Below are 12,183 nucleotides of genomic sequence, written 5' to 3' on the forward strand. Positions count from 1 at the left end.
CACTCCTGAGGCTCCCGTCTAGTTCTTGGCCAGTATCTCCTGCGAGACGCGTTCCATCTCGGCGAACACGTCGTCGGAGCGCTGGCCTGCGAAGTACGCCTCGAAGAGAGGTTGTTCGGCCGACTGGACGGCCGAGCCGTTGGCGTAGGCGGTGGACGGGTGCAGGACGCCGTCCTTCACGTACTGGTTGAAGACGGTGAGGTCCACGCCCTGTGACTTCATGGACGTCACGGTGTTGTCCATGGCCGCCGGGATCGACGGGAAGAACGTGCCGGTCGCGCCCGCCCTGGTCTGGCACTCCTCGCCGCCCATGTAGCTGACCCACCGCCAGGTCAGGTCCAGGTTCTTGGTGCCCGCCCAGATGTTGTTGCCATTCGAGTTGGACAGGACCGAGCGCGTGCCGTCGGGGCCGAGGACGGTCGGGGCGATGCCGACCTTCACGCCCGGGATCTTGCCGAACGACGGGGCGGACCAGGAGCCTCCCATGGTCATGGCGACCTTGCCCGAGCCGATCAGGTCCACGTCGGAGATCGTGGACTGGCTGCCGGTCGTGAAGGTGCCGAGCTTCGGGGAGAAGCCGCGGTCGGTGAGCGACAGGACCCACTTCATCGTCTTGGTGAAGCGCGGATCGGTGTAGTTGAACCTGGTGGGCCACTGGTCCTTGTCGCCCAGCCGCCAGCCGAGCGTGTTGACGAACGGGGCCCACGAGGTCTCGCCGATGAAGCTGCGGCCCGCCATCGCGCCGATGCCGTAGGTGGCGATCTGGGTCTTGTCGAAGCCCGGTTCGTCGCCGTGCCTGCCGTTCTTGTCGACGGTCAGGCGGGCGACCACTTCGTCGAACGTGCCGCCGTCGTCGGGGTTCCAGGTCAGCTTCTGCACGTCGGTCTCCGGCACGCCGGCCTTGGCCAGCATGTCGGCGTTGTAGTAGAGCGCGGAGGCCGCCCAGTCCAGCGGCAGCGCGTACTGCTTGCCGTCGGTGAACTTCCACGTGTCCAGGCCGACGGAATACCGCTTGGTGTCCAAAGAGGACTTGGTGATGAGGTCGTCCAACGGCATCAGCTGGTGCTGCGAGGCGTAGGCCTGGAGGAACTGCACGGAGTTCTGGAACGCGTCCGGCGCGGTGCCTGCGACGAAGCCCGCGGTGAGCTTGGTGAAGTAGTCGTCGACGTTGTAGCGGGTGATCTTCACGTCGACACCGGGGTTGGCGGCCTCGAACGCCTTCTCGCACTCGCCGTAGGCGACCGCCTGTTTGTCGTCCCACGTCCACCAGTTCACGGTGTTGCCCGAGCCGGAGTCGGAGCTCCCGCACCCGGCGACCAGCAGGGCTGTTGCTGCTACCAGGGCAGTGGCGGCGATTTTCATGGCTTCTCCAGGAGACGGGATCGGAACGCGTCGAGTGCGATGTCGAGGTCATCTGAGCCGCCCGCCTCGTGGGCGCTGTGCTCCCAGACGGCCATCTGCTTGGGTCCGGCGTAGGCGTGGTAGGCGCCGAACACGGTGGACGGCGGCACGATGTCGTCCATCAGGCCGACCGAGAACCACGCGGGTGCCGTGGCCCGGGAGGCGAACCCCACACCGTCGAAATAGGACAGGGTCGGGAAGACGTCGGCACGCCGGTTCTCGGCGAGGTAGGTCGTGAGTTCGGTGTACGGCGGCCGCCCGCAGACGTTCAGCGCCCTGCGGAGGTCGCAGAGGAACGGCGCCTGCGCGTGCACGGCGGCCAGGTCGGGCACCAGACCCGCCACGGCCAGCGCGATCCCGCCACCCTGGCTGTTTCCGATGATGGCGACATCCGAAGAGCCCAGGGCGCGGACGGCGTCGACCGCGCGCACCGCGTCCACGAACACGCGGCGGTAGAAGTAGGTGGAGCGGCCGGTGATGCCGCGGGTCAGGAAACCCGTGCCGCCGCGCTGGTCCCTCACCTCGACCTGCAGGTGCGCGAACCCGGCACTCGCCCACGTCAGGTTCTCGACCGCGCTGCCCCGGTTGCCGCCGTACCCGTGGTACTGGACCACGGCCGGAAGTCCGGACATCCCGCGGGGAGTGCGCAGCCAGGCCCGGATGCGGTCACCATCGCAGCCCGCGAACGACACGTCGTACACGTCGAGCGTCCGCAGCGGCGTGGCGACCGGCACCGCCTCGACCGCGAGAGCGAGCGAACGCGCCTCCGCCAGCGTCGAGTCCCAGAACGAGTCGAAGTCGTCGGGACGGACGTAAGAACTGCGGTACTCCCCCAGCGCGTCCAAGCCGAGATCGGTCAGCACGACACCCTCCCTCGCAGCTCCACCACGTCGGTCACCACGATCTCCGTGACCTCTCCGCCGATGCGCACCGGCACGACCTCCGAGGCGTCGCCCGAGAGCCTGCGCAGCCGCACCGAGATGTCGCCGTCATGCCACGTGATGTCCGCGGAAAGCCCGCCGCGGCACCGCAGACCGCGCGCGGAACCCCGGGACCAGCCGGCGGGCAGTGCGGGCAGCACGTCCACCACCCCGGCGTGGCTCTGCACCACGACCTCGGCCAACGCCGCTGTGAAGCCGAAGTTGCCGTCGATCTGGAACGGCGGGTGCGTGCTGAAGAGGTTCGGCAGCAGCCCGCCCCACTCCGAGCCGTCGACCGGGGCGTCGCGGTGCCGGTCGCCGGTGAACGCCTCCGAGGCCTCCAGCAGCAGCGCACGTACCGTCTCGCCGTCGCCCAGCCGCGCCCGCAGGGCCATCTTCCAGGCCCACGACCAGCCCATCGCGCCGGTTCCGCGCCGGTCCAGCGAAGCCGCGGCGGCGTCCCCGAGAGGCGTGCCGGTCACGACCTGGCCGAGCGGGTGGACGGACACGAGGTGCGACAGGTGCCGGTGCGCCGGATCCTCCTCCACGAAGTCCCCTGCCCACTCCCCCAGTCGCCCGTCGACCACCGGAACGGGACGCAACCGGGGCAAGGCGGCCGAGATCTCCGCGAGCACCGGATCCGAGCGCCCGGACGCCAGTGCCAGAGCCGAGGTCCGTTCGAACACGGCACGGACCAGCACCACGTCCATCGTCACCGACCACGACAACGCTTGCGGGGCACCGGAGGAGTCGAGGAACCAGTTCTCCGGTGACGTCGACGGGCACGTGTCGAGGTAGCCGTCAGGGCCTTCCACCAGCCAGTCGAGGCAGAACTCGGCACACCCGCGCAGCAACGGCCACGCACGCTCCAAAGTGGACCAGGTGCGGGCGAAGTCGTAGTGGTCCCAGGCGTGCTGGACGAGCCACGCGCCACCCATCTGCCAGATCGCCCACGACGGCGCGCCGTGCCCCATGCCGACGGGCAGCGACCACCCCCAGGCGTCCGTGTTGTGGTGCGCCACCCAGCCCCGCGCCCCGTACAGCGACCGCGCCACCTCCGCACCGGTCACCGCGAGCTTCTCCAGCAGCTCCAGCAATGGGTCGTGGCACTCGGCGAGCCCGGTGACCTCGGCCGCCCAGTAGTTCATCTGCGTGTTGATGTTGATCGTGTAGTTCGACGACCACGCCGGTCGCAGTTCGCCGTTCCAGATGCCCTGCAGGTTCGCGGGCGGCGCGCCCGGCCGGGACGACGACACCAGCAGGTAACGGCCGTACGCGAACAGCACGGACGCGATGAGCTGCTCGTCCTTGCCGCTCAGCAGGTCCGGCACGTCCACGACGTCCGGGACGTCGCCGAACCGCACGTCGCACGCGTCCATCAACGTCATGTGGTCGCCGTGCCGCCGGCCGCTCCACGACGACTCGGTCGTGGTCGAACTCGTGAGCGTGAGCAGCCAGCGCTCACCCGAGTGCACCTTCACCGTCACCGTGCCGCGTTCCCCGTCACCGTAGACGGGCGCCTCGACCTGCGGTTCGTGGCGGGGAGCCGAGTCGACCGGGATCTCCACCACCAGGGTCAGGCCGGTGCGCGAGACCTCCCGCAACGGCGTCGAGATCTCGACGGCCGACGGCACCGCCCCGGTGATCTCCACGCACAGCGTGGTTTCCGACGCCCACACCCGCCGCACGACGTCCGAACCGCCGATGGTCATCCGCTCGGTGACCACCCCCGTGGCCAGGTCCAGCGTCCGGCCGTGCGACTCGCCGACGGGCAACGTGATCCACAGGTCGACGTACGGCAGGAACGTCTGGCTGTACGGGCCCTCGAACGACATCAGCAAGTCGGTGGCGCGCTCCAGGTCACCGCCGAAGATCGCTTCACGCACCTGCGCGAGCCGGTGCGGACCGGCCCCGGACGCCAGCACGTCCGCCAGCGCCCGGGAAGGCCCGGCCGCGGTGCCCGACCACACCGTGGCGTCGTTGACCTGCACGCGGGACCGCCCGGTCCCGCCGAACACCATCGCGCCGAGGCGGCCGTTGCCCACGGGCAGCGCCTCGGTCCACTCCGCCGCGGCCGACGGCCAGTGCAGTCTCACTTGATCCCCGTGAAGCCGATGGAGTTGACCAGCCGCCGCCCGAAGACCACGAACAGCAGCAACATCGGCAGCGCCGCGACCAGCGTCGCCGCCATGAGGCCGGCCCAGTCCAGCGACGCCTGCGGTGAGGACTGCTTGAACACCGCGAGCGCGAGGGTGAGCGGGCGGACCGACTCGTCGTTGGTGACGAGCAACGGCCAGAAGTAGTCGTTCCAGGTGGTGATGAACTGCAGCAGCGTCAGGGTCGCCATCGGCGCGACGCTCATCGGCAGCACGATCCGGAAGCACACGCGCAACGGCCCGGCGCCGTCGATGATCGCGGCCTCCTCGACCTCGTGCGAGAGCCCGAGCATGAACTGCCGCAGGAAGAAGATGTTGAACGCGGAGAAGAACGCGCTCGGCAGGATCATGCCGGCGAACGAGTTGAGCAGCCCGAGGTCCTTCATCAGCACGAAGTTCGGCAGCAGCGTGAACACCGACGGCACCATCAGCGCGGTCAGCAGCACGCCGAAGACGACGTCACGGCCCTTCCACCGCAGCCGGGAGAACGCGTAGGCCGCGAGTGCCGAGAACACCACCGTGACGAGCGTCAGAACTCCCGCGTACACAACGGAGTTCCACAGCGCGAGTCCCAGTTCGATCTTGGCTCCCGACCCGCCCTCCGCCGCGGCCTCCGCGGGCGTCGCGAGGCCCAGAGCGCGTTTGAACGGGCCCCAGGTGAAGTGCACGGGCAGCAACGACGACGGGTCCGTCGACATCGCGAAGTTGTTCGACAGCGCGGTCCGCACGATCCAGTAGAACGGGAAGATCGTGATCAGCAGCACGACGACCAGGTAGCCCCAGGCGACGCCGCGGCCGAGTTTCATCGTGAACGTCATGGCGCCTCCTCAGTTGGTGTCGGACTCGCTCGCCCGGGCCATCCGCATCTGCGTGAAGGTCACCGCGACGAGCATCAGGAACAGGGCGAGCGACATCGTCGCGGCATAACCGAAGTCGAACTGCCCGAAGGCCTTGTCGTAGATGTACATCTGGAGCACGAGCGACGCGTCCGCCGGACCGCCCTTGGTGCTGACCTGGACGATGTCGAAGATCTGGGTCGCGCCGATCACGTTGAGGACCACGACCATGACCAGGATCGGCCGCAGCAACGGCAACGTGAGCGAGCGGAACATCTGGAGCTCCGAAGCCCCGTCGATCCGCCCCGCCTCGTAGATCGTCGCGGGGATCGTCTGCAGGCCCGCGAAGATGAGGACGGCGTTGTAGCCCATGGTCTTCCACACGTTCAGCGCCGCCAGTGTCGGCACCGCCCACGCGTCCGAGCTGAAGAACATGACCGGCTCGCCGGTGATCCAGGTGATGAGCTGGTTCACGATGCCGAGCTGCGGGTCGAGCATCCAGGTCCACACCAGCGCCGTCACGACGCCGGAGATGAGGAACGGCAGGATCATCAGCCCGCGGACGGTCGTGTTGACCCCCAGCCGGTGCAGCACGACAGCGGTGATCAGCGAGACCCCGACGCCGAGCACCACGGACAGGACGACGAAGTAGGCCGTGACGCCGAGCGAGTGCCAGAACCGGCCGTCGTCCAGCAACTGCCGGATGTTGTCCAGCCCCGTCCACACCGGAGGGGTGAGGATGTGGAACTCGGTGAAGCTCAGGTAGACGCCGCGCAGCATCGGGTAGGCGAAGAAGACGCCGAACCCGAGGACGGCCGGGGCGACGAGGAGCCACGCGACCCACGTGTCGTTGCGGCGCGAGGCGGGGCCCCGGCGGCGTGGGGGCGGAGGCGCCGTGGTGGCGGAGCCACGCACGACCTGGGCGCTTGTGTCCTGCACGGTGGTCACCACGACGCCTCCTGGTCTCAGACGCGGATGCCGTCGACGTCGAACACGGAGTCGTCCGGGTTGCCGAACCGGATCGTGTTGCCGCCCTTGAGCAGGTAGATCGGCACGGTGACCTTCTGCGGCGTGTTCCAGTCGTCGTCGTTGGACCCGGCGACCGGCAGCTTGAAGGCGGTGCCGTTCACCGTGACGACACCGGTCCTGCTGGCGTCGGCGGAGATGTAGGCCAGCTCGACGAGGTACGTGCCCTCACGCGGCACGGTGACCGTCGGCATGGTGACGATGCCGCTGCCGCCGAGGTACCCGACCTTGCTGCCGCCCGAGCAGGCGCAGCCGTAGACGGTCGCGCCGCCGCCGACGCTGCCCTTCTCCGCCTCGTACGTCACGCTTTCCTGCGGTGTCACGAAGTTCACGGGCTTCGAGCGGGCGCCGTTCTGCACGACGGTGAACTCATAGGAGGTCGCCGGGGTGAGGCCGGTGACGGTCGCCTTCGTGTCGGTGGTGGTGGCGACCTTCCTGTTGCCCGCGTAGACGTCGTAACGGACACCGGTCTTGCCGTACCACTTCAGCGACACGCTGGTCGGCGTGGCCGCGGTGCCCTGCACGACAGCGGGCGCGACCGAGGAGCGCGGCGTGATCGTGAACAGCTTCGACCCGTGCACCGGCAGTTCTTCCGTGATGGAACCGGACTTCTGGCCGACGTCCTTCTTCGCCCACACGTCGCGGACCTTGGCGTTGCCCTGGATGCCGAGCCGGGCGAAGTCCGCGGTCACCGGCGCGGGCCGGGAGCCGAGGTTGAACAGCGCGACGGTGTAGCTGCCGTCGCGGTTGCGGGCGTACCAGACCTGCTGGTCTGCGAACTGGTCCACGGGCCGCGCGGGAACGCCCGCCTGGTTGATCGCGATGACCTCGTTGTTGGTCAACAGCTGGTAGCCGAAGTCGTCGATCTTCGTGAGGTCGTCCCCGATGTAGAGCGGCGAGGACGAGATCGACCACAGCGTCATGTAGCTCTGCCGCTCGGCCTCGGTCAGACCGTCCATCTGTCCGTTGCCGACGGCGAGGCTGTCGAGGTTGTTCCAGTGGCCGGGGCCGGCGTCGTCGATCCACTGCACGACGTCGTTCCAGCGCTGCTTCACCGACTGGTTCCAGGTGACGAGCGTGTCGCAGTAGCACTCGACGTCGGTGTCGACGCGCCAGCCGTTCGTGTTGGCCTTCCACACGTCGGCGTGGCGGTGGCTCAGCGCCCACGAGATGAGGAACTCGATCGGACGGCCGGTGCTCTTGAGCGCGGAGTTCCACGCCTTCACGTCGGTGGTGTTGTCGTAGCGCTCACCGCCGCGGAAGCTGCCGGGGCCGACGCCGTCGAGCTTGAGGAAGTCGACGCCCCAGCCCGCGAGCACCTGTGCGATCGAGTCGATGTACTTCTGCGAGCACGGGTTGTCGAAGTCCATCTTGTAGGCCATGTCCCACCCGTTGGTCTTGCGCAGGTCGGGGTAGACGATGTCCTTGGTGGTGCAGCCGGGCGCGTTGTAGATCGGCGTCTTGCCGTCGTTGTACGCCTTGAGGTCCAGGCCGACCGCGAGGTACGAACCGAACTTCAGCCCCTTGCCGTGGACGTACTCGCCCAGCCACTTGAAGCCGCGCGGGAACTTCTTCGCGTCCACCACCGGCCGCCCGTACTCGTCGAACGAGCCGAGCCAGCCCGCGTCGACGTTCACGTGGTCATAGCCGTGCTTCTTGAACCTGGCCGCCAGCACGTCCGCCTGTGCCAGCACGTTCTTCTCGTTGAGCCAGCTGGCGGGACCGTCCGGGTTCACCCCGGGGTAGTTGGTCGCCTGCAACGTCCAGCTGCTCCAGCCCATGTAGGGCTTCTCCGCCTTGGCGGCGGTGTTCTGCTGGGACGCTGGGGCCTGGGGTGCTTGGGCCTGGGCCGCCGGGACCGCGATCAGCGACGCGAGCAGGCCGGCAACGACACCTAACGCTCTCAAGACCACTCCTTTGTGATTTTTCAGGCGACCCGGAGGTCTTCCATCGCGTCGCGGTCCCAGTCGATTCCGAGACCCGGTGTGTCCGGCGCGAGTGCGTGTCCGTTGTGGACGGTCATCTCGCTCTGGGTGATCCCGCGCAGCTGCGGGATGTGCTCGACGAACCTGCCGTTGGGCAGCGCCGCCGCGAGGCTGACGTGCAGCTCCATCAGGAAGTGCGGGCAGACGTCGGCGTTGAACGCCTCCGCGAGGTGCGCGACCTTGAGGAACGGCGTGATGCCACCGATCCGCGCCGCGTCGACCTGCACGATCGAGGCCGCACCGCGTTCGAGGTACTCGCGGAACTGCGCCACCGAGTACAGCGACTCCCCCACCGCGATCGGGATGGCGGTGCTCCGGGCGAGCCGTGCGTGCCCGCTCACGTCGTCCGCGGGCAGCGGTTCCTCGAGCCAGGTCAGGTTGGTGCGCCGCAACGCGTCCGCGCGCCGGACCGCCTCGGCCGCCGTCATGGACTGGTTGGCGTCGACCATGATCGCGAACCGCTCGCCGACCGCCGCCCGGACGGCTTCGAGCCGTTCGACGTCCTCGGTCAGGTCGGGCTTGCCGACCTTCACCTTGATGCCCTGCCAGCCCTGCGCGGCCGTGTCCTTCGCGCCCGCGACGAGCTCTTCGGTGGACAGGTGCAGCCAGCCGCCCTCGGTGTCGTACAGCGGCACCTCCCGGCGGAACCCGCCCGCCATGCGCCACAACGGTTCTCCCGCGCGCAGGCACCGCAGGTCCCACAGCGCGGTGTCGACGGCGGCCAGCGCGAGCGAGGTGATGGCGCCGACCGTGGTCGATCGCGTGTACGCGAACAGGTCGCGCCAGACGTGCTCGATCCGGCGCGCGTCGGCGCCGGCGAGCCTCGGCAGCAGGTGGTCGGTCAGCAGGGCGAGGACGGAGCTGCCACCCGTGCCGATCGTGTAGGCGTACCCGAGGCCGGTGAGCCCGTCGTCCGTCGTGACCTCGACGAACACGGTCTCCTGCTTGATGAACCGCTGGACCGCGTCGATGCGCAGGGTCTCGACCGGAACGTCGACCTGGAACGCCTCAGCCCGCACGACCTTCGCCACGCCAACTCCTCGGACCTTTGATCCTATAGGATATTTGACGAGGATTGAACGCTGGCGTTACGGCGGTGTCAACGATCGTTCGGCCACGTTCCCACGCCAATGACAGCGTTTTCAACGGGTTGCCGCGACCGGGTCTCGTTCCGGTCCTCCGATGTTTGCAGCTCACAGGCGCAGAACACACGCCGACAGACGTGTGGGGGTGTGTTTAAAAGTGAGCGGTTCTGTCCGGTGTTGCCGAGAGGACAGGAACGATCAAGCGGACTCGGCGGCGCGCTTCAGCCGCTCGAGCGTCGCCTCGATGTTGCGCTGGTTCGTCACGGCGCGGTCCTTCACGCCGGTCGCCAGCCGCGTGATCGGCACGTACCAGCGAGGCCGGCGGTCCCACGTCGACTCGGTGACGCGGCAGCCGTCCGCCGTCTCCTCGATGTCGTACTGCCAGCGCGACACCGCGAGCCCCAGCGACTTCACCTCGAACGCGAACCGCGTGTCCGAGCAGTCCGTCACCGTGGACGTGGTGGGCCAGACCCGCCAGCCGCGCTTGTTGACGCCGCGGAACCGAGCGCCGACCTGCGCACCGGGCGCGTTCAGCCACCGGCCGCCGGAGTACTCCTCGGCACACCGGCTGAGCCCGCGGAGGTCGCTGACCAGCTCGAACACGCGCTGCGGCGAGGCGGCAACGTCGATGTGCGCGGTGGCGTCCGGCGTCATGCACCGAACTTACTACCGGTAGGTAACTGACCGCCAGAGCTGCCGGATCGGTTCACCGGCGAGGAACGCGTGGATGTCCTCCACGGCCTCGGTGAAGTACGTGCGGTAGTTCGCCTCCGTCACGTACCCGAGGTGCGGGGTCGCGAGGACGTTCGGCAACGTCCGCAGCTCGTCTGTCAGCGGCAGCGGCTCGACCTCGAACACGTCGAGCCCGGCACCGGCGATCCGCTTCTCCCGCAACACCTCCAGCAGCGCCTCCGCGTCCACGATCGGCGCCCGCGAGGTGTTGACCAGGAACGCCGAGGGCTTCAGGCAGGCCAGCGCGGCGGCGTCCACCAGGCCGCGGGTGCGGTCGCTCAGCACCAGGTGGACGGACGCGAAGTCGCTCTGCCCCAGCAGGTCGTGCAGGCCCGAGGCGAGCCGGACGCCCTCGGGCTCCACGCGCTCGGCGGTCAGGTTGGGACTCCACGCCACGACGTCCATGCCGAACGCCCGCCCGACGCGGCCGACCGCCTTGCCGAGGTTGCCGAAGCCGAGCAGGCCGAGGGTGCGACCGGCGAGGTCGACGCCGACGGTGCTCTGCCACGGGCCGCCGGCGTGGAAGGCCGCGTTCTCGACGGCCAGGTGGCGGGCGAGGCCGAGGATCAACGCCCACGTCAGCTCGGTCGGCGGGGTCTTGGCGCTGCCGGTGCCGCAGACCGTCACGCCGTGCGCGCGGGCCGCGGCCAGGTCGATCGACGCGTTGCGCATGCCGCTCGTGATCAGCAGCCGCAACCGGGGCAGGCGGGCGAACAGGGCCGCGTCGAACGGGGTCCGCTCGCGCATGATCACGACGCACTCGGCCTCGGCCAGCGCGTCGGCCGGGTCGTCCAGGTGCTCGCGCAACACCGTCACGTCGAGGCCCGACCAGTCGGCGTTGGCGAGCGCCACGCCCTGGTAGTCGTCCAGCACCGCACACCGCATGAGCCGATCATGTCAGAGTAGGCGCATGGGAGCCTTCCACCTGGCGCAGGCCAACATCTCGACCGGGCGGTGGGCGTTCGACCACTGGAGGATGCGCGGGTTCGCGAGCAGGATCGACGCGATCAACGACCTCGCGCGGCAGGCTCCCGGGTTCGTGTGGCGGCCGACCTCGGAGCGGATGCTGAACGACCTGGTCAGGCTCGGGCTCGACCCGATGCGCGAGGCCTACAACCTCAGCGTGTGGGAGTCGGTCGAGTCGTTGTGGGCCTTCACGTTCAGCGGTGTGCACCTCGAAGCCGTCAAGCGCAGCGAGCAGTGGTTCGAGCCGGGGAGCGCCTTCGACGTCATGTGGTGGGTTCCCGCCGGGCACCGGCCCACGACCGAGGAGGGCCTGGCGAAGCTCGAACTGGTGAAGAGCGGCCCGACACCGGAGGCGTTCACGTTCCGGCGCCGGTTCCCCGCGCCAGAGCACCCCGCACGATGATCTCCACCATCGGCCGCGGGTCGATGGCCTCCCCTCGGGCGCGCAGCAACGCCTGGCGCACCCAGGGATTCGTCGTCGCTTCCGTCCAGAGCGCCATCCGCGCCCTGGTCGCGACGACGTTCGGCCCGGTCATGTACTCGTACAGCCGGCACAGCTCGTCCACCAGATCGTCCGGTGTGGCGGGCTTGAGCGTGGCCGCCACCTCCGTGGTCTCCTGGCGCACCATCGCGTCGACGACGCCGTCGAGCAGGGCCGCCCGGCTGCGGAAGTAGTTGGACGTCGAGCCCTTGGGCAGGTCCGCGCGGTCGTCCACCCGCGCGTGCGTCAGGCCGCGCAGCCCCTCGGTGCCGAGCAGGTCGATCGCCGCTCTCTCAGGATGGGTCGTGAACAGCTTCGTGGGGCTGTTCATGTTGGTGCGCAACCGAAGACGGATGCCGCCCCTCGCGTACTTCCACCTCGCGGTCATGGTGGCCGGCCTCGGGCTCTGGACCGGCTTCGTGGCCGCGGGCCCCGTCCTGCCGGCCTGGCTCGCCTGGGTGCTGCTCAACGTCGGCAACGGCCTGGGCGACACCTTGCTGACGAGAGGCTGGCGGCGGCGCAATCCCACCGCTCCCGGCAACGCCTGCTGGCAGGCGGCCGAGGAGTCCACCTTCACGGCGAGGAGGCCCCTCCC

Annotated in this window: 11 protein-coding genes; 1 reads left to right on the forward strand and 10 read right to left on the reverse strand. The window is 69.0% G+C overall.

Annotated elements, in window-relative coordinates:
- Positions 1 to 18 precede the first annotated feature (18 nt).
- The 9 genes from ND450_RS14065 to ND450_RS14105 all read right to left on the reverse strand — a co-directional run bounded on the left by ND450_RS14065 (position 19) and on the right by ND450_RS14105 (position 11,026).
- Positions 19 to 1,362 carry a sugar ABC transporter substrate-binding protein gene (locus ND450_RS14065; RefSeq protein WP_253326571.1) on the reverse strand — a complete coding sequence of 448 codons (1,344 nt, stop codon included), beginning with the start codon at positions 1,360 to 1,362 and terminating at the stop codon, positions 19 to 21.
- On the reverse strand, positions 1,359 to 2,264 hold the full coding sequence (locus tag ND450_RS14070) for an acetylxylan esterase (protein ID WP_253326572.1): 906 nt from the start codon (positions 2,262 to 2,264) through the stop codon (positions 1,359 to 1,361). Before ND450_RS14070 ends, ND450_RS14065 begins: the two co-directional genes overlap by 4 nt.
- Positions 2,258 to 4,417: a glycoside hydrolase N-terminal domain-containing protein gene (locus ND450_RS14075; protein ID WP_253326573.1), complete on the reverse strand. Its 2,160-nt coding sequence runs from the start codon at positions 4,415 to 4,417 to the stop codon at positions 2,258 to 2,260. The genes ND450_RS14070 and ND450_RS14075 overlap by 7 nt, the downstream gene beginning before the upstream one ends.
- Positions 4,414 to 5,295 (reverse strand): carbohydrate ABC transporter permease, encoded by an 882-nt coding sequence (locus ND450_RS14080; RefSeq protein ID WP_253326574.1) that lies wholly within the window; start codon positions 5,293 to 5,295, stop codon positions 4,414 to 4,416. The genes ND450_RS14075 and ND450_RS14080 overlap by 4 nt, the downstream gene beginning before the upstream one ends.
- A gap of 9 nt (positions 5,296 to 5,304) precedes the next feature.
- Positions 5,305 to 6,264, reverse strand: coding sequence for a carbohydrate ABC transporter permease (locus ND450_RS14085; RefSeq protein ID WP_253326575.1), 960 nt, complete (start codon positions 6,262 to 6,264; stop codon positions 5,305 to 5,307).
- A 14-nt stretch (positions 6,265 to 6,278) separates the two neighbouring features.
- Positions 6,279 to 8,246, reverse strand: a complete 1,968-nt coding sequence (locus ND450_RS14090) for a fibronectin type III domain-containing protein (protein ID WP_253326576.1) — start codon at positions 8,244 to 8,246, stop codon at positions 6,279 to 6,281.
- 20 nt (positions 8,247 to 8,266) lie between these two features.
- On the reverse strand, positions 8,267 to 9,355 hold the full coding sequence (locus tag ND450_RS14095) for a mandelate racemase/muconate lactonizing enzyme family protein (protein WP_253326577.1): 1,089 nt from the start codon (positions 9,353 to 9,355) through the stop codon (positions 8,267 to 8,269).
- Between the two features lie 252 nt (positions 9,356 to 9,607).
- Positions 9,608 to 10,063 (reverse strand): SRPBCC family protein, encoded by a 456-nt coding sequence (locus ND450_RS14100; RefSeq protein WP_253326578.1) that lies wholly within the window; start codon positions 10,061 to 10,063, stop codon positions 9,608 to 9,610.
- Between the two features lie 12 nt (positions 10,064 to 10,075).
- On the reverse strand, positions 10,076 to 11,026 hold the full coding sequence (locus ND450_RS14105; RefSeq protein ID WP_253326579.1) for a D-2-hydroxyacid dehydrogenase family protein: 951 nt from the start codon (positions 11,024 to 11,026) through the stop codon (positions 10,076 to 10,078).
- A 25-nt stretch (positions 11,027 to 11,051) separates the two neighbouring features.
- On the opposite strand from ND450_RS14105, the gene ND450_RS14110 reads away from it, so the two are divergent.
- On the forward strand, positions 11,052 to 11,510 hold the full coding sequence (locus tag ND450_RS14110; RefSeq protein WP_253326580.1) for a DUF3291 domain-containing protein: 459 nt from the start codon (positions 11,052 to 11,054) through the stop codon (positions 11,508 to 11,510).
- On the opposite strand, the gene ND450_RS14115 is transcribed toward ND450_RS14110, so the two are convergent.
- Positions 11,464 to 12,165: a TetR/AcrR family transcriptional regulator gene (locus tag ND450_RS14115; RefSeq protein ID WP_253326581.1), complete on the reverse strand. Its 702-nt coding sequence runs from the start codon at positions 12,163 to 12,165 to the stop codon at positions 11,464 to 11,466. The genes ND450_RS14110 and ND450_RS14115 overlap by 47 nt on opposite strands.
- Positions 12,166 to 12,183: the final 18 nt, after the last annotated feature.

The sequence above is a fragment of the Lentzea sp. HUAS12 genome (assembly GCF_024125735.1).
Classification (GTDB): domain Bacteria; phylum Actinomycetota; class Actinomycetes; order Mycobacteriales; family Pseudonocardiaceae; genus Lentzea; species Lentzea albida.